This window comes from Paenibacillus sp. F024 (assembly GCF_057814255.1).
This window is the reverse complement of sequence record NZ_JBVASZ010000004.1, coordinates 88,694-109,482: the sequence shown is the minus strand read 5'-3', so window position 1 is coordinate 109,482 and position 20,789 is coordinate 88,694. Positions and strand designations below refer to the sequence as shown.

Below are 20,789 nucleotides of genomic sequence, written 5' to 3'. Positions count from 1 at the left end.
TAAATCTTTAAAATAAACCAGTGATAAATCGAAATTATTTTAATTTCATTTAAAAGTAGCGTACAAAAATATTATGTTACAGCATACGACACATGTGGAGTGTTGTTCACTGTTAGTGAGAAAAGATTAAACAAGATGTGACGGTGTCAGAACCCTTCCAACATGGCGGAAGGGTTCTATGTTTGTATGGGTAATTATGGTAATGTAAATGAGTTAGGAGTGATACACATGAGCGGCGGTTTATATGGACACAGAAATATTGAAGATAAGCGACTAAAAGAATGGATAAATACGTGGTGTGCGGAAGATTACATTAATTTTTTTAGAAATTATTATGGAGTCGGAATGAAAGCTGAGTTTGAAGACTCTTTGGCTAAACAAGTTGAAATAGTAAAACAAGCGTCTTCAAGCATCACTGTTTCAGAGGATAGATACCTGTTCGATGATGTCATGAAATATATGACTCCTGCAATGTTTTATTGCTATTTTAGATATGACAGTTCAACTGCTTATTGCGGTAATTACTATGAAGTGCTGATTGAATTTGCTGATGAATCAACCAAGAAAAAGTTAATTAAGGGCTATGATTATGTGCAAACAGGCGGAATAACATTGGAAAAGAATGGTGAAGTGATAGGACATATTGGTGAGATGAGTGACCTTTTTTGGCATACTTTTTATGACCAGTATATTGTAGAGGACGATTATGGTGCTATCGAACATGCGAGAAATAATGAGAAAGATATTACCCTGCAGATTTGGAATGATAAACTTTTTGAAAATACGGAGCACTTCTATAAATTTATTGAACAGATATTATTTGAATGCAATGTTAATTTAGACTTAGTTTTCAAAAGGTCAAGATTTGAAAGTGCTAGTAAATTAATAGGGCATGCTACTAGAACACAACTATGCTTAAGTAGTAATGAATTAGAAGAAACCCCATTAAGGTATTTCAATTTTGCTAACTATACCAAAATACCAAGACATAAATATTTGGCTTATTATCAGGTTCTTGAGTTCTTCTTTATAAGAGCCGTAAAGGAAGCGAGGTTTCCTAAGCCAAACGAACTCTTAATAATAAAGTATATTACTAATAATTCATTAACTGCTTCAGAAGTTACATCATGGCTTGAAGAAATTACGGATTGTGGAAGACACTATACAGAACCTTCAGAGAAATATCCTGCTCTTATACCTTTGAGTGTTACTGATGATGTTCAATTGGTAGCTACACGGATTTATACAGTTAGGTGTTCGTTAATTCACTCTAAAGAAGCACCCAAGGATGTTAATTTCATACCTAATCTTAATGATGAAATAATAGAAAAGGAACTAGCTCTAATCAAATATGTAGCCGAGAAAGTGCTGTATAAGTGGAGTAATGCTCCTGAATAGTGGAGGGCATGAAGAGGTTATGGCAAATCCATTCTCTAACAAAAAGAAAATACGTGGTTCGAAGCGTAAAATTAAGCAGATAGAATAATGGAAAATACGTCATATTGATTTGGACATTGAACAGTTGTGTTGTAACAATAGAGACTATGTAAAACTATGGATGCAGAAACAAATCTCAACGAGAAAGATTCGGACTCGGGAACCATTGGACGATGTGCTGCCACTATCCGAACCGAAGGTGTTAAAGCAGGCTATTGAAATGATCATTAAAGCTGAAGTTAAAACACCAACGGATCTACTTTACGACCTGGATCTGCCTGCTGGATTAGTTGAAGAAATCTGTAATTTGAAGAAGGGATTTTTTCATGTTGAAGAATATGAGCCAAAGCTTAGATTAATCGAACGATTACTTGATTAGAGAGCTTCACTTTTGATGGAAGAAAATAAACCTTGAATAAGACATATATTCAACCGCTTAAGTGGAATTTAACCACGTAAGCGGTTTTTCAGTTCTAGTGGTAATTCTACATAGTTCAAGAACAATCCTAACTAATAGATAATTATGTTGGAAAATGTTGTATAATGTCATCAATGTGTTAAAGATGGGGCCTGATGTTACTGAACAGTAAAACTGAAATCTTAGGCTGTTCAGTTTTACTGTTCAGTTTTTTGATCGCTGCATAAGCGTACTTCAAACCAAACAAGTTGGAGGGAATATCGTGAGTGACTATATTGTAAACAAAGCAGGGGCGAAGATTTATTCTGATGTAAATAAACATGCTGTCTTGAAAGTTCCTGCATTGAAAAAAGAATCCGAAAATGTGTAGTACACGACGTAATAAGTGTTGGCATGGTGCAGAATGGAATTGCACTGATTACGATTAAGCAAAACGGTGATGCTGTTGCATATAGATTGCCACCGGAGTTAATGCAAAGGGCGCAGTCGGCAGTTGGAATGGCAATGAGCGGTATGAAGGCGTTTCCTGCCAAAGTGGAGTTTGGCATTTTGAAAGGTCGGTGTTACGCAGAAATTCTATAAAGCTAGCGTGAAGTAATGCAGGTTGGAAAAGGCAGAAGGAGAGAAACAGCATGTCGAGGAAAAAACGCAAACAGCAAAAAGAATTGGATAAATTAATTGAAGGGTTTTTGATGCTCTGCATCTTTGGTTCCTTTTTTGGAGTTTTTAATATGACTAAATCGTTTATCGCAAGTCTACTAGCTGCCGGTGGTGTGCTAGGTTTATTTGTTGCGATCATGATTGCACGTCGTATTCAGTATCAGGAGAAATTGAAAAAATCGGGGATCAAAGATATTGATGAAATGGACGGGCGGCAATTTGAACATTATTTGGGCCATTTATTCAAAGCGCATGGTTTCACTGTGCAAGTGACACGAGCTGCCGGTGATTATGGAGCCGACCTAGTGATCGTTAAAAATGGAAAAAAGATCGCTGTCCAGGCCAAGCGCTATAGCAAAACTGTCGGTTTAAAAGCAGTTCAGGAAGTAAAAGCCTCCATAGCGCATTACGGCGCTTCTGAAGGTTGGGTTGTCGCCAACCGGGAGTATTCGGATGAAGCTTACTCATTAGCAAAATCAAACAACATCCAACTAATCAATCGTGAGCAGTTAATTGAAATGATACTAAAATTAAATCCCGGTGCTGCACCCTCAGCTAAAACAATCAAAGAACAGCTACCACAGGAAGAGCATGTTTGCAGCCGGTGCGGAAGTGAAATGATATTACGCAAAAGTGCAAAGGGTGAATTTTACGGTTGTAGTACATACCCTAGATGCCGAAACATGAAGGCAATATAATGAACGACCGACGGAATAGACGCTTTTGATTTAAATAATAAAATAGTCTGATAACTAATTTTCTGAAAAAGCAGCTTTAATTATGGACTTAGTTGTTATTAAAAAATACTATATTTTACCTTGTTCTTTTGTTCCCATCGGATGCAAACACAATATATAGTGTATGACCGCAAGTTCCTTGCTTTTAAAACACAATATATGCTATAGTAGAAAATGGAACAACGAACGAGAGTCCAAAGATTTCTCTCTGCACTCCGGATAGTAGTTTTATAGATGGATTGAAACCCGTCAGAACGGTTTTAATCATACTATAATGCTCTGCGCTACGCAAGAGGCTGAACAATATAACTGTCTCACGCTATCGCAATTCGGTAAGAGTAACCTAAAAAGGAGGACCGTGGCGCTCGTTGAAGTTTCGGGCCAGAGGACGACTCTCAATCAATGTTTACACCATCATAAAAGCGAGTTGACCTGTATATGATAGACGAGCGTAACGGTAATCACGGTAATTCTGGGTCAGATCCGCAACCAGGCCATGGCAAGGACGACAAAGGGCATAACGGCGGCGGAAACAACGGTGGAAACAACGGTGGAATTATCTCGAAACCTGGTAAGTCTCATGCGGTAACGGCGTGGAACCTCAAGTAATCCAAGCGCTGCAAGATGCCTATGGCCCGGTAGCATGGGTACCGGGTCAGGTGGCTGGAATCCTTGGGGAGGGTTGGTTTTTGCTAAAAGCCAATCCTCTCCCACCAACCAGGGAAGAGGCATTACTTGTTGCAGCTGACATTATCCATGATCGGTATGGGATGGTTCAGAACGGTCAAGTTCGCCATAATCCTAACTGTGCAGAGGACCATAGTCTTCCGTCTGAATATGGGCATATCGAAAAGGCGATTCGTGATTTGAAACCAACAACATTTAAAGTAGCTGTGCACCCGGGTTTTTCTGAAGCCTATTTTCAGCAGCCACTTGCTATCGCTTATCATCCTACTATCGGGTATGAACGATTTCCAGACCATCCTCATTTAAATGTGGGTGGGCCACTGGCTAATGGGTTGCATCTTCCTGATTCCTTCTGTTATTCCAGCGATATTGCGAAAGAGTTTGAAGATAAGCTATTACGGTACCAGCATGCGTTTGCTCGCATTACTACTTGGTTATTCCGTCATATGATATGGGAGCAGACACGAAAAAGTGGTAATCTGGGAACTTGGATTGGTCCTGCAAGTGAGGAAACGCTAAAGCCAGTTGATTTCTTGCAGGCGCTCAGTCCAGATGGACCTTGCCGCTGTAGAAGTGGCCGGACATATCGAAAGTGTCATTTTCAGAAGGATCTTGCTGATCATCGAAATAGAGGTATGGCGTTTCTCTCTAATGAAGCCGCTGAACGTGTTTTAAGAGAGTTACAGGCTGGAGCGGATCGATGGAAGCATAAACAACAAGGCCGAAATGAAGTGTATACACAGTTGAAACAAATGGAAACATTCGTAAAAGCAACCTGAACACCGGAGGCCAAGAAGGAGAGCCAACTTCTCTTGGTTCTCATTGACAATAAGTTTTTTTGGCTGAATTTTGGCCGGATTCGTAAACAAAATAGTTTTCTTTGTTTTTCAAAAAGCATACGTTTTGACAGGTCCGGAAACGGGCCTGTTTTTTGTGTCAAAACCTATAAAAACAAATATTGAAATATCCCACGATATACCCTATACTTTTTGAAACAGATTCGGTTAGGGAGGCATCAAGGATGGAGATGGCTTATGCGCGAGTATCGGCCAAGGACCAAAATCCAGAGCGGCAGCTTGTGAAATTTCGGGAGTTGGGTATCGACGAGCGATATATTTTTATGGATAAGCAAAGCGGCAAAGACTTTAACCGGCCGAGGTATCAAGCCATGCGGCTGATGCTTCGGAAAGGTGATCTTGTGTACCTGGATGCGCTGGACCGGCTGGGCCGCGATTATGATGGCATCATTGCGGAGTGGAAAAATATTACGCGAGAGCTGCAAGCGGATATCGTTGTGCTGGAAAACGAAACGCTGTTCGACAGCCGGAAGTTCCGGACGATGGGCGACTTTGGCAAAGTGATGGAAGATCAATTTTTGAGCTTGCTTTCCTATGTGGCCGAGCAGGAGCGCAAGAAGAACCGGCAGCGCCAAGCGGAAGGGATTAAGGTTGCGCGAAAGGAAGGCGTGAAGTTCGGGCGCCCTAAGCAGGAGATCGACACCAACTTTATTCGGGTGTACGAGCAGTGGAGATCCAGCGCGATTACGGCTACCGCAGCCATGAAGTTATTGGAAATGAAGTCCAATACATTTTATCGGCGGGTGAAGGAGTACGAAAATCAGTTAACAACTTCATAGTATCAAATACAATCAAAGATCTACTCCTATCATTCTGGACCTTTCTTTGTTTAGTGGAAGATGTATGGAAAGCGTAATCTACTATATGTCAGCATTAATAGGCGATATGCTTCGAAAAAGAGCAATGAACCTATGAGTAGAATGACATGAAATACTTGAAATCTGAGTTTCGGAATTTTTTTATATATGAACATAAGAAATAGCGTCAATAACTCCGACTTCCAGATTGTAGATCTGGCATGAACTTTAACGTTTCTTTAAACTATAATCATATACTGAAGCCCAGCTCAAAGGGAGGGAAACGATGCGAGGAAAAAACATTTTGATCATTGAAGATGATATGAAAATACGAAAGCTTCTCAAACTCTATTTGGAAAGAGAAGGATATGAGGTATTGGAGGCTGAGAATGGGGAAGAAGGCAGGGAGGCATTTCAAAAATATGATCCCTGTTTTGTCATTACCGATTTAATGATGCCGAAGCTTAGCGGCGAAGAATTGTGCACATGGATGCGTAACGAACTCAAAAGTGACATTCCCCTCATCATGTTAACGGCCAAAATTGCGGAGGCAGAGCGGATTAAAGGTCTCCAAATGGGTGCTGACGATTATATAACCAAGCCTTTTAGCCCTCAAGAAGTCGTCACACGGGTGAATACCGTGCTTCGGCGAACTTCTAATCGATGCAGCAAAATTAGTTATAAAGGATTGACCATAAAACCTCTGCGCGGAGAAGCCAAGTATAACGGGAACATCATTCCCCTAACTCAGCATGAGATTAAATTGCTGTACTTTTTTATGAGACATCCCAATCAAATCTTGTCGCGGGAGCAAATTTTGGGTGAGCTTTATCCGAACGAAGAGAAGAGTGTAATCGACCGAACTGTAGATGTTCATGTCGGAAAGCTTAGAGAAAAGATCGAAACATCCAGCGAAGTACCGTGTTTTTTCGAAACGATCCGTGGAATGGGGTATCGCTTTGTCGCGTATTAAGCAGCTTAATTTATGGAGGCAGCAGGTAACCTGGAAGTTAATCGGGGTTAACGTTCTGGTTATGCTCATCGTCATCTGGCTAGCAGGCGTTTCGGTCAAAGATTTTGCATGTGTGCTTGTAGAAAAGTATCGACTTGTCGGTGAAGAAAAAAACTTTTTCTTTAACCGAACGATGCATTTTTACCTGATTCGGGCAAGTTTGCTTGCGATCGTTGTTGCCGCGGTCATCCATTTCGTATTTATCAAAAAAATATTATCTCCTTTAAAACGTTTGACCCAATCGACGCGTCAGCTTATAGAGGGATCATACCCAGAACCCATTCAAGTATCGTCAGAAGACGAAATCGGTCAATTGACTCAGTATTTTAACGATCTGACTTTGACTTTGAAGCGAACGGAAGAAAATCGTAAAAGAATGCTGAGCAATGTTTCGCACGATTTGCGAACTCCTCTGAGTAATCTAAACGGCTATTTAGAGGCATTAAGCAGCGGTGTGCTTATTGGGGACCGGGACTTGTATCTTTCGCTGCTGGAAGAATCTCAGCATATCACCCGGCTCGTGGAACAGTTGCATCAGCTTTCAGTATGGGAGGACCGACAAGCTACAAGCATGACTAATAGCAACATACAAATCGATGAGTTGATTGCGCGTTGCACGCAGTCTTTTCAATGGGAACTCCAGACCAAGAATATGGAGGTAGATGTATCTCTTGCACCTGGAGTCGTCATCGGTGACGAGGATGGATTGAGGCAGGTGCTGAACAATCTGTTACAGAATGCAACAAGCTATAATGTGGGGCGAATGATTTGGGTGTCCGGAGTAATCGAGCCTCTTCATTATCGAATCACGGTCAGTAATATTGGCGAGCCACTGCCGGAAGAGCTGCGAGAACTTGTATTTGAACGTTTTTTTCAAGCGGATCCATCGAGACATCGCGGAGAAAAAACAAAAGGAAGTGGGCTTGGTTTGGCAATTGTAAAAGAAATTGTGAAGAAACATGGAGGCAGAGTCGGGCTAATATCAGAGAATAACAAACATGCGTTTTGGGTAACGATCCCCCGTAACTCGAAATAATCTGATTTTAAAAAGTAATCTTGTTTGTCTTACACAATAACTAAGCAGACCGGTATGGACTCCGCCAGTCTGTTTTGGTTTGTTATATGCAGAAGATTCTTGAAGTAGCACTGATTTCAATTTGCTTGTAAGTATTAAAATAGTTTGTAATTGCATCATGAGCATGAATCCTTAATTTTTTTGATTGGGTCATGTTTGTGTAGAATTTGTTCACCTGCGCCCACAATTCGATTGATGGTTTCATGCTTCAATGGTTTTTTACCTGAACAAGAAAATGTTCAATCCGATAGCCTGGTGGATTATAGGGCCTTCCAAGTCATATTACATTAAATCGTCCCCGCCAAATACAAATCTGTATTCCCAATGCTTTTCTTCGATATTATCGATTCGAACCCCACCCGAATTCTCCGAGTACGTATGCAGTATTTTCCCGTTTCCGAGAGAGATACCATTATGTGTAATTCGCTGCGAGGATTTATTGATTCCGGAGTAATTGTTGCTTTTACTCCCCTTGTAGGACATAAAGAACATGATATCCCCGGGTTTTAGATCCCTCCAGTTTGTCCTAATGTCACCCATTTTCTTTACATAATCGGCTTGTGTCCTTGAATTCCCTGGAAGAATAACTTTGGCTCCATCTTTAAATGCTTGTCTGACGAAATCGGAACAATCGAACGTGTGGGTATTGGAACGGTTTGAACCGAATACATAAGGAGTTCCCAAGTACTTCATTCCTGCGTCAATAATGCTTTTGGACGTCCCGGAAATCGGTTGCTTTAGCTTTGTCCGAAGAGGAGTCATTCGTATTTATGAACTGACTTTGAGTGGTCACGTATCCAGTCTAGCCACGTTGATCTTTGATTTTATACCAATAATGATTAACTTGTCCCAATATATCGACATGTTCACCGGCTTTCAGATAACGAATGCGGTCACCGCTTAAGGAAGGCTTCTCCCGAAAATTAACACTTTTCTCGATGATGCCATCTTGTCCTGCGGCCGAAACGGTAGGTTGTCCCACTAAAATCGTGACAGAAATTAGCGCGGTAGCCAAGAGCGTCAAGGTCATTTTTTTCTTCAACATTGTAATACCTCCTGTAGATTTACACATTTACCGTAGCGGAAATGATTAGCTAACGGTCTAAGTTAAGCCTAGCATAGGAGATTAAACGGACTGAATGTAATTTTTTCCAATGGATTACTTTATCATTTCTTTAAAGAAGAAAGGTATTCTGTTCTACAGGGAGGGGGCGGGGGAAATTGCGCAGTATACAGATCGGATCATTTGTTTTGAACGGACAACTGATCTTGTACCTGAGTTATGGGGCAGCAGGCTGGTTGATGCTACAATACCGGCTTCGACACATGCTGGAGCGGAGTTTAATCTTGTCCTATGCGACGAATGCATTCTGGCTGTGGTTGATCGTATGGAAAGGGAGTTTCCTGATCTTTCATCCGATTGAGGTTATCTTACAGCCCATGTCTTTACTTTACTTTGATGGTGGGGAACGCGGGAGATGGACGGCGAGCCTGGTTACGGCGGCCTATGTTTGGTTCCGATCCCCGAAGCAGAATATGTCTATAAAAATGTGGATCGATATCGCGGCATGGTTTTTGTTTGCGGGTTGGTTGATCTATCACATGTTGTTATTCGCTATCGGGGAGGAACCCACTTGGTTTCATGCTGTAAACGCCGTATTGACTGCTGTTCTCCTGATTTTATTATTGGTTTCTCAAAAAGGATCCAATAAGGTAGAAAGATTGATCACATATGGCATTTGGTTCTCGATCGGAAATGTGCTCCTTTTGTTTCTAGTCCCCGATCGTACCATGTGGCTCTTCTCTTTCAGTAAACAGCAGGTTATTTTTCTACTTGTTGCCGCTTGTTTGACCGGATGGGCTTGGTTTGACGAGAAGAAGCAAAAAGGAGGTTCTCTTGGATAATCTAACGATTTTCGTTGCCTTTGCTGCGGGGATGCTATCGTTTTTATCGCCTTGTGTATTTCCGCTCATTCCCGCTTACGTTTCCCATTTGACAGGCTCGTCCTTTCAAGAGGGTAAACTTGTCGTGCATCGGGGGAAACTGATCTTTCAGTCTCTTAGTTTTATTGTGGGGTTTAGTCTGATTTTCATCGCTATGGGTGCGTCTGCAAGTTTCATTGGTCGCTTCTTCGCTGAAGAACGCGAGTTGGTACAAAGAATAAGCGGTCTATTGATTATTGTGTTTGGTCTGCAAATGGCCAGCATTTTAAATCTTCGTCTGTTGATGTCCGGTAAAACGTGGGAAACCAAACCAGATATGCGCCGCGGCGCCATCCGTTCGCTTCTTACTGGGTTGGCGTTTGGTGCGGGCTGGAGTCCATGCGTGGGGTTGGCGTTATCGTCTATTTTGCTTCTGGCCGGATCTTCGGAGACATTGTGGAATGGGATCGGGATGTTGGCGGTGTATTCGCTTGGATTGGGAGTTCCGTTTTTATTGATTTCATGGTTGTTGACGTATTCGATGAACATAATGAAGAAAATGAACAGATGGATGCCTCTTCTATCTAAAATCAATGGGTGGCTTCTTATCGGGATGGGTTTTCTGTTGTTCACCGGACAATTGCAAAAGATCAGTGCATGGCTTGCTCGATATACGTTTTGGGACATCAATTTTTAACATAAGGAGCTGAACTTGATGAAAAAAACTATTATTGCTGTAGTGTTGTTGATAGGGCTCGTCGTTTATGGCGGGTACGACTATTATCGTACATCCTCTTCAGAGACGGGACAAGCTGTGGAATCAAGTGGAGCGAACGTCGAGAGGGGCATTCAAAAGGGGCAGCTTGCCCCGGACTTTTCCTTAACCGACTTGAACGGAAATCCGGTTACGCTTTCTGATTTTAAAGGCAAGAAAGTCATGGTTAATTTTTGGGCAACATGGTGCCCGCCGTGCCGCGTGGAGATGCCCCATATGCAAAAATTTTATGAGGATTACAAATCAAAAGACTTTGTTATTGTGGGTGTCAATATGACGACTACTGAGGAAAATCCGGATAACGTAAAAGCATTCGTGGAGGATCAACAGCTCACATTCCCAATTGTTCTCGATCAGGAAGGTGATGTGCTGCAAACGTATCAAGTTGTCGCCTATCCTACCACTTATGTTCTCGATTCTAATGGCGTGATTCGGGAAAAGTTTCAGGGCGCAATTAATTATGAAATTATGAAAGATGCCGTATCAAAAATTAAATAATCAGAAAGGAAAGGTATACAACATGAGGCAGAAGGTTCAAAAAATGATCCTTTTTACACTGTCTGCTTGTCCGATGGGTCGGTCGATGAACACGGTCATTGGGGAAATCCACGCCTGTAAGAATGATCTTGCTTATCAAGTCGTTTATGTGGATGTTGATCATGCAACGACCAATCGCTATCGCGCTAAAAAGAATCCGACCACGCTCTTTTTGGATCATAACGATAGCGAACTATACCGCATTGAAGGATTTATGGAGACAGCTGAGGTATGGAACTTATTTGGACAGATCGAGGAAGGATTGCTGCGCTCGGAAGCACTGCGAGAAGAAAACCAAGAGAAGAGTGAACCCTATACGGTTTATTTATATCAACATGGTCACGTCGTTCCGGTGGAAACACAGTTGATCAATTTGACTTCTGTAAGGGCACCAAGAATAACCGTTATTCAGCAATTGCTTAGAACCCGACTTGAAGGGTTCGAGAACCCCTTTCCCTTGGATGCATCGCTTGAGCGAGTTGCTTTTCACAATGAACATGGCGTTGTAACACTTCATGCACGAAAAAGTGAAGTGGACAAACAACAATCCGAGCGCATGAAGGCATTGCTCACTCGTACATTAACGGCCTATGGTATCACTGAAGTGATCTTGGAATGGACGACGGGATCCAAACAAGGGGAATGAGAACGGTTTCTTTGAATATGCCTGCATTCCTTACAAAAGTGGTCAGAACCAATCTAAACATGCGATAAGCAGGGGGAAACCATATGGGCCAATTCATTTATCATAAGGTACTATATAGACCTTTAATCCAACCCAGCGGCTAACCCAGAATGAAGGGAGAAAGAAATGTCATTGAAAAAAATCGTACTCATAATGATTGCTATCATGATGTTATTTACTGGAGCAAACAGTGTGTTTGCCAATCAAACGAAACTCGAAGAATCGGTGAATAAAGTTATAGGAACGGAATATGCATGGGGTGGGACTTCGACCGAAGGATTTGATTGCTCGGGATTTATATTGTATACATTTCTTCAATTCGATGTAAAACTACCCCGAACGACTGTGACTCAATCTCAGGCCGGTACAGCCGTTAAAAAGAGTGAGCTGCGTGAAGGCGACCTGGTTTTTTTTAATACAAATGGAAAAGGAATTTCGCATGCTGGCATTTACCTTGGTGGAGGGCGGTTTGCTCATTCCTCGAGCAATAAGGGCGTGACCATCAGCAAGTTAAGCGATACATACTACAACAAGCGTTACGTGACGGCACGCCGAGTGGTATCTTGGGAAACATATTCTAACATGACAGATGCTATAAATTAACCGTTATTTATAGGTATTTAACAGAACAGACGCAGAGTTTATGTAGGAAAGTGTGAGATCTTGTTTATTGTTTCAGCTTTGCATGTAAAATGAGTCGCTCCTTGCCTGTTTCATCACAGGTAATAAGCGTAAGGATTTTGTCCTTTTTGGTTTGATTCAGCACCGATACGTTGGTCGGATCAACCATCTTTTTATCATATATCACGTACTCATACGATTGCCCACCGAGTTCAGTATGAATGGTATCACCTGTTTCCAATTCTTCTAACCGGTTAAACATTCGTCCATAAGCGTAACTGCGATGACCGGCTATAACTGAATTCCCTATTTGGCCGGGCAGAGCGGTACCCGGGATATGACCAGGCGCTATCGCTAGTTCCTCTGAGCTAACCCCTTTGAGAATTGGAAGTTTGAGATTAATGGCATCGCTCTTAATGATGCCTAAAAGCTTCGATTGCTGAGTGGATGAACCGGATTTGGAACTAACAATTGAGGTCAGTGGTATTCCTTGCGTATCTTCCGCTTGCGTATCATCTTGTATAGATGTAGCTATGCTGGAAGCAGGAGGCATTTTGTCATTCGGTAATAGTTGATTCAATTCCTTGCCTATTGATTGAGCAGTAATCTTTTCAGACAGCTCAGCGGACAGATCAGCCTCCAAAGTTAGGAGTAATTGCTGGTGTTTCATGTCCCTAACCCATAAGTTCAGAGTTGGATAAAGTAGCAATACAATGCCTATAAGAACGAATAGAAACGCTATTTTACGCATGTTATCTCCTTTGTTAAATCAATTAAGAATCCATTTGACCCTTGCTAGCCAGATTTCTCGCTGATCCGTAGAGGAATAAACTATCATGTGTCATTACCCATTCTACTCATGTTTATAACTTTGAAACTATTGAATCATGTCCGAAGATACAAAACTATTCATACTAAACCTATAGAGAGATCCAAAAGGTTGACAACAGACATTTCATAGCCTATTATAATACCCATAGGGGTATAAGTATAATAAAATAAAATTGATGGTGGAGGGGATAACATTACCTTAGAGGGCAGTACTGATTTCGAAGCTCTGCAGCAACGCATCCCATTTCACTGAAAAATAACACCTACAGGGGTATGTGCACGAATTTGGTTAAACATACTACCAGGGAAAGGAGTGGCTTATGGATCTAGATATCGGTTGGATTATTACCTTGTTTGCCATTGGATTTATTGGCTCATTCATTTCGGGCATGGTTGGTATTGGAGGCTCCATCATCAAGTATCCGATGCTGTTATATATTCCGCCTGCGCTAGGATTTCTCGCGTTTACGGCGCAAGAGGTGTCCGCGATTAGTGCGGTTCAGGTGTTTTTCGCCACAATTGCAGGCGTCTTCGCCTACCGAAAAGGCGGATTAATCAACAAAAGACTCGTTCTTTATATGGGCATTCCGATCGTGCTGGGGAGCTTTATCGGGGGCTACGGCTCCAAATTTCTTCCGGATTCAGCAATTAACCTGACCTATGCCGTACTGGCATTAATCGCAGCTATTATGATGTTTTTTCCGAAAAAAGGTATAGATCGCGACGATTATTCGAATCTTCAATTCAACAAAGGGATCGCTTCCACAGCGGCCGCCGTTGTAGGGATTCTATCGGGTGTTGTTGGCGCTGCTGGTGCTTTTATCATCGTGCCGATTATGCTCGTTATTTTAAAAATCCCTACCCGGGTTGCGATCGCATCCTCGCTGGCAATCACCTTTATATCATCAATCGGATCATCCGTTGGTAAAGTAATGGGTGGACATATGCTGCTGATTCCGTCCATCGTGATGGTAGTCGCAAGTATTATCGGTTCGCCTATAGGAGCTAAAATCGGGCAAAAGATGAACGTAAAAGTATTACAATGGGTACTCGCCGGGCTGATCACCGCAACCGTTATTAAAATTTGGATCGACATTTTGGCATAATAGGGAGAGATGAAAAATGGCAGGCAAATTTTCAAAAGCGATCACACCTTCGGAATTACAAGAACGCTTGGACCAAGGGGAACGGCTTCATATTCTCGATGTGCGTGAACCTGAAGAGTGGGAATCCGGGCATATTAAAGAAGCCAAGCATATGCCGCTGGGGTTTATCGGAGAGCGGCATAAGGAACTTAATCCTGAGCAGGAGACGATTGTCGTATGCAGAAGCGGCAACCGCAGCGGACTGGCTTGCGAGCTTTTGGAATCGCTCGGCTACAATGTCGTCAATATGACCGGCGGTATGTCCCAGTGGAACGGTAACGTCGAGTTTGGAAAGAAGTAATTTGCGCTGAAACGTGCCCTGTTGACAGGGCAAAAAAATTTAGTTATATTATACCCATAGGGGTATAAGTATATAGAAAAATAAATGAATTACTGGAGGTCATGAACATGTCCACACCATCCGTCATTAAAGCGGATCTGACGCTCGACTGCAAAGGACTTGCTTGTCCGATGCCGATTGTAAAAACGAAAAAAACGATCGAACAGCTGAGTAGCGGCCAGGTTATGGAGGTGCAAGCTACCGATAAGGGGTCGCTGGCCGATATCCAAGGATGGGCCAAAAATACGGGCCATCACTATTTAGGCACGATTCACGAAGGGGATGTGCTGAAGCACTTTCTTCGGAAGGCCAGCCCTAGCGATGCCAAAGAAGAAATCAAATTCCCACATACACTCACGAATGCGGAATTACAGCAGAAGCTTGACGCCGGTGAACCAATCATCGTGCTGGATGTACGCGAACCAGCGGAATTTGCTTTTAACCATATTCCAGGAGCGTTATCGATTCCACTTGGAGATTTGGAAGAGCGGCTGGCAGAATTGCAGGCGGATCAAGCCATTCATGTCGTTTGCCGAACAGGGACGCGAAGCGATCTTGCCTGCCAGCTGCTGGCGGACAAGGGCTTTAAACAGGTGAAAAACGTGGTTCCTGGTATGTTCGGTTGGAACGGCGCTACGGAGCAAAGTATTTAAGGCGGATCTTGAACGAAGGTCCTTATTATGCAGTTACTCTAACTTATAAACCGAAGGGAATTTGATAAATGACGACGACAACGAATTTACGGGGAATGACGGCAGGGCAGGTCACACAGTTCATTTTGAATAAGGAACCGTTATTTATTCTCGATGTGCGTAATGAAGGTGATTTTAACGACTGGAAAATAGAAGGGGAGCGCATTACAGCGATCAATATCCCGTATTTTGAACTGCTCGAGGGTGTAGAGGACGTGCTTGACAAAATTCCGGCGAACGAAAAGGTGCTGGTTGTTTGCGCCAAAGAAGGGTCGTCGAAATTTGTGGCGGAGCAGCTGATTGAAGCCGGCAGAAGCGATGTATATTATCTCGAAGGCGGGATGAAGTCCTGGAGTGAGTACTTGGAACCCGTTAAGGTCGGTGACTTGAAAGATGGCGGAGCGCTTTATCAATTCGTACGTATCGGTAAGGGATGCCTATCCTATATGGCTGTTTCTAACGGTGAAGCAGCCATTGTGGATACGCTGAGAATGACCGATGTCTTCGAGAGCTTTGCTAAAGAAAAAGGGGCTCAAATCAAACACACTATCGATACGCATCTTCACGCCGACCATATTTCAGGAGGAAGAAAATTAGCCGAGCAGGTGGGAGCAACATACTGGCTGCCGCCGAAAGACGCCGAAGAAGTTGTGTTTGATTACGAAAAATTGATTGATGGCCAAGAAATTACGGTTGGCGACACCAAAATCAAGATTCAAGCGGTTTATTCGCCGGGGCACACGATTGGCAGTACCTCCTTTATTGTCGACGATCAATACCTGCTCACAGGGGATATCTTGTTCATCGAATCGATCGGCCGTCCCGACCTCGCCGGACAAGCGGAGGATTGGGTAGGAGATCTGCGGAACACACTATACAACCGCTACACAGAACTGTCGGAAGATTTAATTGTACTGCCGGCACATTTCGGTAAAATTACCGAACTCGGCGAAGGCGGGAAAGTATCCGCCCGTTTGGGTGACTTGTATGAAAAGAATCCGGGCCTTAATATTCCTGACGAAGCTGAATTCCGACGTGTTGTAACGGATAATCTCCCCCAGCACCCGAACTCATACCAGGAAATCCGTCAGACGAACATGGGAAAAATCGAGCCTGAGAACGAACAGCAGCGTGAAATGGAAATCGGTCCGAACCGCTGCGCGATTCACGATAAATAAGGGGGAAACGACAATGCAAGCAAATCTTATCGTTGATACAAAAGGAATGGCATGTCCGATGCCGATCGTCAAAGCAAAGAAAGCGCTGGACGGTCTGCAGTCCGGACAAATCATGGAGGTGCTCTCTACCGACAAAGGCTCGGTTAACGATTTCCAGGCGTGGGTAAAACAAACGAAGCATGAACTCATCAAGCATGAGGAAGAAAATGGCGTCTATAAATTTTATGTGAGAAAAGTTTAAAGGGAATACAAATAAACAGCGAACACATTCACATGTGTTCGCTTATTTAAAATGATCATACACGATTTTAACTTCCAGCGCGCAATAAGTCTCTTCTTTGTAATGGCCCTGTGGACACAGTTTCACATAACACATGGCACCATTCTCATACGCTAAAGCTCCGTTACATGATGGACATCTATTTATAAAAAGATTTTTTAATTTAGTCAGCATAGATACCTCCTATTTCCTATTGATTTACTCGGCTTTATTATATCGTGCAATTGAAACTCTGTAAAGCGGTATTCAAGGATATCTAAGGCCGAGTGAGACCGTTATATGGAAATTGCTAAAAAAACGATTGATCGTTAAATATAATACCTATATGGGTATTTATTAGCAGAACACTTTGTCATGCCGATGGATTGCAGAATGGAGGTCATACCATGGCGAAGTATGATGAAGCTGTGTTTCGAAGGCTGAGAAGAATGGAAGGTCAAGTTCGCGGAGTTTTGAAAATGATGGATGAGGGAAAAGGATGTAAGGATGTCGTGTCACAGCTTTCAGCTGTGCGGAGTGCAGCCGACAAAGCGTTGGCTTACATTGTAGCGGTCAATTTGGAGCAATGCATTTTGGAGGAACAGGACCAGGGAAAAAACACAGGAAATCTGGTTAAAGAAGCCATGCATTTGCTGGTCAAAAGCCGGTAAAACACTGACGGACAAGTTGGCAGTGAAACAGATTATAAAGGAGATCAGACATGCACGAACGGCGATTTAATCCGGAACATATGGCAAAACTCGATAACCCGCAGCGGCGTGAGCTTTTTCCGCCGGAGCGTCTATTGGCAGAACTCGATCTGGGGTCGGCAAGCTGTGTTCTTGATATCGGAGCAGGCAGTGGGTACTTTACCATCCCAGCTGCAAAAATGACAGAAGGTACGGTTTATGCCCTTGATGTCGAGCCCAAAATGCTGGAGGTGATCCGAGAAAAAGCCGCAGAAGAGAAGGTTGAAAACATTAGTTACATGCAGGGCGTCATGGAAAAAATTCCGTTAGCGGATGGTGCCGCGGATCGAGTGATTGCCTCACTAGTGCTTCATGAGGCAGAAACACTGGACCAAGGATTGGCTGAAATGAAACGGGTTATGGCTGAAGGCGGTATCGCCTTCATATTGGAATGGGAAAAAAGACAATCCGAGCAAGGTCCGCCTCTGCATCACCGTATTTCTTCCGAGGATATGAAACAAAATATGGAGAAGCATGGACTTCGAATTCGCCGGATCTCTTTTCCCACGGAATCGCACTATGTCATCGTGTGTGAGAGATAAACGATAAGCTAAGGGAGGATGAACGTAATGTTTCATTATACGGTTGAAACCGCTCAATCACCAGAGCAGGCGATGAAAGCTTTGGAGGAAAATCTCAAAGCGGAGAAGTTCGGAGTTTTGTGGCAGCTGGACATGAGGGAAAAGCTGAAAGAAAAGGGCGTCGATTTCGAACAGGCGTATCATATTCTTGAAGTCTGCAATCCCGTTGAAGCCAAGCGAGTATTGACCGAGAACTTGCTTGTGGGGTACTTTTTGCCTTGTAAAATCGCTGTGTATACGGACGGTGGCACGACTAAAATCGGGCTCCCTAAGCCAAGTGCATTAATTGGTCTGGTGGAGAACGACGCGTTGATGGGCATTGCCAAGGATATCGAAGAGCGCCTGATCGCAGTTATTGATAAAAGTCGATAACCTGTACATTCCATCGGTTCGCATCGAAGAGGGCCGCGTTTCAGTCCTCTTTTATGTGAGTTGACAAATGCTTAAGTCTCGCCTATCATTATACCTATAGGGGTATTAGTATAGAGAATCTAGTACGTGTTATCCTGTTATTCGATAAAGTGGTAAATCACTGGACAGAATAAACAAATCGTTTAGGCATGCAGCCATCATATGGTGCTCCTACTGAGAAGCCAAAAGGAGGGATTTACAAATGACTGCACCATCAGGCATCCAGGTGGACCAATCACTGGATTGTAAAGGCCTTGCATGTCCGATGCCAATTGTGAAAACAAAAAAAGCCATCGACGCCATGCAAGCCGGTCAGGTGATTGAAGTCGAAGCCACAGACAAAGGCTCTTTAGCCGATATTCAGGGCTGGGCCAAAAATACCGGACATCAGTATCTGGGCACGATTGAAGAAGGCGACGTCTTGAAACATTACCTTCGCAAGTCAAGTCCGGATGAAGTGAAAGAAGAAACGAAATATACAGTTACAACAACCACTCAGGAGCTGCAGAAGAAGCTCACAGCAAACGAAAGGGTTACGGTTTTGGATGTTCGTGAGCCGGCGGAGTACGCGTTTAATCGAATCCCTGGATCAAAATCCATTCCACTCGGAGAGTTGGAGAATCGTGTGAAGGAACTGAATCCAGACGAGGACATCCATGTCATATGCAGGACCGGTACCCGAAGCGACATGGCTTGCCAACTGCTCGCGGAAAAAGGGTTTAAGCGGGTAACAAACGTGGTTCCCGGCATGTCCGGCTGGACAGGTCCTACCGAACAAAACAATTAAGATAAAAACCCACATATAATGGAGGTCAACTACCATGAGTACAAAAGTAGCAATTATCGCAAGCAACGGCGGTTTATTTGATGCCTACAAGGTGTTTAACATCGCAACGGCTTCGGCCGCGACGGATGCGGAAGTCGCCATCTTCTTCACCTTCGAAGGATTGAACTTGATTCACAAACAGGCGCACCACCAGCTGCCGCTGCCAACCGGTAAAGAACATTTTGCCGAAGGATTTAAAAATGCCAATATTCCGTCTATCCCGGAGCTGGTTTCCATGGCGCAGGAGATGGGTGTGAAGATTATCGCCTGCCAGATGACAATGGATGTTCTAAACCTGAAAAAAGAGGACTTTATCGAAGGGATCGAGGTTGGCGGTGCCGTCACATTTCTCGATTTCGCAAAGGATGCCAACGTTTCGCTGACGTTCTAAAACAAGGGGGACAGCAGGAATGACTACCGCTACCGGAATGAACCCAATGACTGCCAAGGAGCTTACGCAGGTCGTTTTAAACAAACAAGAGCTATTCATACTGGATGTGCGCAACGAAAGCGACTTTAATGAGTGGAAAATCGAAGGGGAACGGATTGACGTCATCAACATCCCTTATTTTGAACTGCTCGACGGTGTCGATGCAGTGCTTGATCAAATTCCAAACGATAAAAACCTGTTGGTTGTTTGCGCAAAAGAAGGCTCTTCGAAATTTGTGGCGGAGCAGATTGTCGAAGCCGGACGAGGCCATGTTTTTTATCTGGAAGGCGGCATGAAATCCTGGAGCGAGCATTTGGAGCCGGTCAAAATCGGTGATTTGAAAGACGGCGGCGCCGTTTATCAGTTTATCCGAATAGGCAAAGGCTGCCTGTCATACATGGTGTTATCATCCGGCGAGGCAGCGGTGGTCGATGCAATGCGAATGACCGATGTCTTCGAGAGCTTCGCCAACGAACACGGCGTCCAAATAAAGCATACGATTGATACGCACCTGCATGCCGATCATATTTCAGGAGGCAGGAAGCTGGCTGAACAAACGGGAGCCACCTATTGGCTGCCCCCGAAAGATGCCGTCGAAGTCACGTTCGATTACCGGAAGCTTGAAGAGGGGCATACCATCAATGTAGGACAAGCGACAATCGTGATTGAACCGGTATACTCACCGGGTCATACCATTGGAAGTACGTCTTTGATTTTGGACGGCCAATATTTGCTCACCGGGGATATCTTGTTTATTGAATCCATTGGCCGTCCGGACTTAGCGGGTCAGGCAGAAGACTGGGTTGGTGATCTCCGTCAGACGTTATACAGCCGATATCAGGCGCTACCGGAGGAACTGATTGTACTTCCGGCTCATTTCGGTAAAATTTCTGAGCTCAGAAAGGGCAAAGTCTCCGCAGAACTTGCGGATTTGTATCGCAATAACCCGGGCTTAAACATCCCGGATGAATCGGAATTTAGACGCACTGTCACGGAAAATCTGCCGCGGCATCCGAATAGCTACCAAGATATCCGTCAGATGAACATGGGCAAAATCAATCCGGACATTGAAGCGCAGCGCGAGATGGAGATTGGCCCGAACCGATGTGCCGTGCACGATAATTAA

General features: G+C 43.6%; 26 protein-coding genes. 23 read left to right on the top strand and 3 right to left on the bottom strand.

Going from position 1 to position 20,789, the window contains the following annotated elements:
• Positions 1 to 228 precede the first annotated feature (228 nt).
• The 7 genes from ACZYR9_RS06810 to ACZYR9_RS06780 all read left to right on the top strand — a co-directional run bounded on the left by ACZYR9_RS06810 (position 229) and on the right by ACZYR9_RS06780 (position 7,641).
• The gene (locus tag ACZYR9_RS06810) at positions 229 to 1,398 is read left to right on the top strand and encodes a hypothetical protein (protein ID WP_488977710.1); all 1,170 of its coding nucleotides are present in this window, start codon (positions 229 to 231) and stop codon (positions 1,396 to 1,398) included.
• Positions 1,399 to 1,603: 205 nt separating this feature from the next.
• Positions 1,604 to 1,816: a hypothetical protein gene (locus ACZYR9_RS06805; RefSeq protein WP_488977709.1), complete on the top strand. Its 213-nt coding sequence runs from the start codon at positions 1,604 to 1,606 to the stop codon at positions 1,814 to 1,816.
• Between the two features lie 671 nt (positions 1,817 to 2,487).
• Entirely contained in the window at positions 2,488 to 3,213 is a 726-nt protein-coding gene (locus tag ACZYR9_RS06800) for a restriction endonuclease (protein ID WP_488977708.1), read from the top strand.
• Positions 3,214 to 3,941: 728 nt separating this feature from the next.
• Positions 3,942 to 4,718, top strand: a complete 777-nt coding sequence (locus ACZYR9_RS06795) for a hypothetical protein (RefSeq protein WP_488977707.1) — start codon at positions 3,942 to 3,944, stop codon at positions 4,716 to 4,718.
• 242 nt (positions 4,719 to 4,960) lie between these two features.
• The gene (locus ACZYR9_RS06790) at positions 4,961 to 5,575 is read left to right on the top strand and encodes a recombinase family protein (protein ID WP_488977706.1); all 615 of its coding nucleotides are present in this window, start codon (positions 4,961 to 4,963) and stop codon (positions 5,573 to 5,575) included.
• 304 nt (positions 5,576 to 5,879) lie between these two features.
• On the top strand, positions 5,880 to 6,566 hold the full coding sequence (locus ACZYR9_RS06785) for a response regulator transcription factor (RefSeq protein WP_488977705.1): 687 nt from the start codon (positions 5,880 to 5,882) through the stop codon (positions 6,564 to 6,566).
• The gene (locus ACZYR9_RS06780; RefSeq protein WP_488977704.1) at positions 6,553 to 7,641 is read left to right on the top strand and encodes a sensor histidine kinase; all 1,089 of its coding nucleotides are present in this window, start codon (positions 6,553 to 6,555) and stop codon (positions 7,639 to 7,641) included. The genes ACZYR9_RS06785 and ACZYR9_RS06780 overlap by 14 nt, the downstream gene beginning before the upstream one ends.
• A 321-nt stretch (positions 7,642 to 7,962) precedes the next feature.
• Here ACZYR9_RS06780 and ACZYR9_RS06775 read toward each other — a convergent pair whose 3' ends face one another.
• Positions 7,963 to 8,373 (bottom strand): C40 family peptidase, encoded by a 411-nt coding sequence (locus ACZYR9_RS06775; protein ID WP_488977703.1) that lies wholly within the window; start codon positions 8,371 to 8,373, stop codon positions 7,963 to 7,965.
• 109 nt (positions 8,374 to 8,482) lie between these two features.
• A complete protein-coding gene (locus ACZYR9_RS06770; RefSeq protein ID WP_488977702.1) occupies positions 8,483 to 8,725 on the bottom strand; it encodes an SH3 domain-containing protein in 243 nt (80 codons plus the stop codon).
• A 176-nt stretch (positions 8,726 to 8,901) separates the two neighbouring features.
• On the opposite strand from ACZYR9_RS06770, the gene ACZYR9_RS06765 reads away from it, so the two are divergent.
• From ACZYR9_RS06765 to ACZYR9_RS06745, 5 genes are all read left to right on the top strand, one after another.
• A complete protein-coding gene (locus ACZYR9_RS06765) occupies positions 8,902 to 9,585 on the top strand; it encodes a hypothetical protein (protein WP_488977701.1) in 684 nt (227 codons plus the stop codon).
• Positions 9,578 to 10,300 (top strand): cytochrome c biogenesis CcdA family protein, encoded by a 723-nt coding sequence (locus tag ACZYR9_RS06760; RefSeq protein ID WP_488977700.1) that lies wholly within the window; start codon positions 9,578 to 9,580, stop codon positions 10,298 to 10,300. The genes ACZYR9_RS06765 and ACZYR9_RS06760 overlap by 8 nt, the downstream gene beginning before the upstream one ends.
• Before the next feature lie 18 nt (positions 10,301 to 10,318).
• Positions 10,319 to 10,876: a peroxiredoxin family protein gene (locus ACZYR9_RS06755; RefSeq protein ID WP_488977699.1), complete on the top strand. Its 558-nt coding sequence runs from the start codon at positions 10,319 to 10,321 to the stop codon at positions 10,874 to 10,876.
• A gap of 22 nt (positions 10,877 to 10,898) precedes the next feature.
• A complete protein-coding gene (locus ACZYR9_RS06750; RefSeq protein ID WP_488977698.1) occupies positions 10,899 to 11,561 on the top strand; it encodes a thioredoxin domain-containing protein in 663 nt (220 codons plus the stop codon).
• A gap of 171 nt (positions 11,562 to 11,732) precedes the next feature.
• Positions 11,733 to 12,203, top strand: a complete 471-nt coding sequence (locus ACZYR9_RS06745) for a C40 family peptidase (RefSeq protein ID WP_488977697.1) — start codon at positions 11,733 to 11,735, stop codon at positions 12,201 to 12,203.
• Between the two features lie 64 nt (positions 12,204 to 12,267).
• Here the strand turns inward: ACZYR9_RS06745 and ACZYR9_RS06740 are convergent, their stop codons facing one another.
• Positions 12,268 to 12,972, bottom strand: a complete 705-nt coding sequence (locus ACZYR9_RS06740) for a class D sortase (protein WP_488977696.1) — start codon at positions 12,970 to 12,972, stop codon at positions 12,268 to 12,270.
• 400 nt (positions 12,973 to 13,372) lie between these two features.
• Between ACZYR9_RS06740 and ACZYR9_RS06735 the strand changes: the two genes are divergently transcribed.
• The 11 genes from ACZYR9_RS06735 (at position 13,373) to ACZYR9_RS06685 (ending at position 20,789) form a co-directional block, all read left to right on the top strand.
• Positions 13,373 to 14,158, top strand: coding sequence for a sulfite exporter TauE/SafE family protein (locus ACZYR9_RS06735; protein ID WP_488977695.1), 786 nt, complete (start codon positions 13,373 to 13,375; stop codon positions 14,156 to 14,158).
• A 16-nt stretch (positions 14,159 to 14,174) separates the two neighbouring features.
• Complete coding sequence (locus ACZYR9_RS06730; protein ID WP_488977694.1) at positions 14,175 to 14,498, top strand: rhodanese-like domain-containing protein; 324 nt, start codon at positions 14,175 to 14,177, stop codon at positions 14,496 to 14,498.
• Between the two features lie 107 nt (positions 14,499 to 14,605).
• Positions 14,606 to 15,190, top strand: a complete 585-nt coding sequence (locus ACZYR9_RS06725; RefSeq protein ID WP_488977693.1) for a sulfurtransferase TusA family protein — start codon at positions 14,606 to 14,608, stop codon at positions 15,188 to 15,190.
• A 68-nt stretch (positions 15,191 to 15,258) separates the two neighbouring features.
• Positions 15,259 to 16,407, top strand: coding sequence for an MBL fold metallo-hydrolase (locus ACZYR9_RS06720; protein WP_488977692.1), 1,149 nt, complete (start codon positions 15,259 to 15,261; stop codon positions 16,405 to 16,407).
• A gap of 13 nt (positions 16,408 to 16,420) precedes the next feature.
• On the top strand, positions 16,421 to 16,648 hold the full coding sequence (locus ACZYR9_RS06715; protein WP_488977691.1) for a sulfurtransferase TusA family protein: 228 nt from the start codon (positions 16,421 to 16,423) through the stop codon (positions 16,646 to 16,648).
• Positions 16,649 to 17,073: 425 nt separating this feature from the next.
• Positions 17,074 to 17,337, top strand: coding sequence for a metal-sensitive transcriptional regulator (locus ACZYR9_RS06710; RefSeq protein ID WP_488977690.1), 264 nt, complete (start codon positions 17,074 to 17,076; stop codon positions 17,335 to 17,337).
• A 50-nt stretch (positions 17,338 to 17,387) separates the two neighbouring features.
• Entirely contained in the window at positions 17,388 to 17,957 is a 570-nt protein-coding gene (locus ACZYR9_RS06705) for a class I SAM-dependent methyltransferase (protein WP_488977689.1), read from the top strand.
• A gap of 27 nt (positions 17,958 to 17,984) precedes the next feature.
• The gene (locus ACZYR9_RS06700; protein ID WP_488977688.1) at positions 17,985 to 18,368 is read left to right on the top strand and encodes a DUF302 domain-containing protein; all 384 of its coding nucleotides are present in this window, start codon (positions 17,985 to 17,987) and stop codon (positions 18,366 to 18,368) included.
• A gap of 241 nt (positions 18,369 to 18,609) precedes the next feature.
• Positions 18,610 to 19,194: a sulfurtransferase TusA family protein gene (locus tag ACZYR9_RS06695; RefSeq protein WP_488977687.1), complete on the top strand. Its 585-nt coding sequence runs from the start codon at positions 18,610 to 18,612 to the stop codon at positions 19,192 to 19,194.
• Between the two features lie 34 nt (positions 19,195 to 19,228).
• The gene (locus ACZYR9_RS06690) at positions 19,229 to 19,624 is read left to right on the top strand and encodes a DsrE/DsrF/DrsH-like family protein (protein ID WP_488977686.1); all 396 of its coding nucleotides are present in this window, start codon (positions 19,229 to 19,231) and stop codon (positions 19,622 to 19,624) included.
• 19 nt (positions 19,625 to 19,643) lie between these two features.
• On the top strand, positions 19,644 to 20,789 hold the full coding sequence (locus ACZYR9_RS06685; RefSeq protein WP_488977685.1) for an MBL fold metallo-hydrolase: 1,146 nt from the start codon (positions 19,644 to 19,646) through the stop codon (positions 20,787 to 20,789).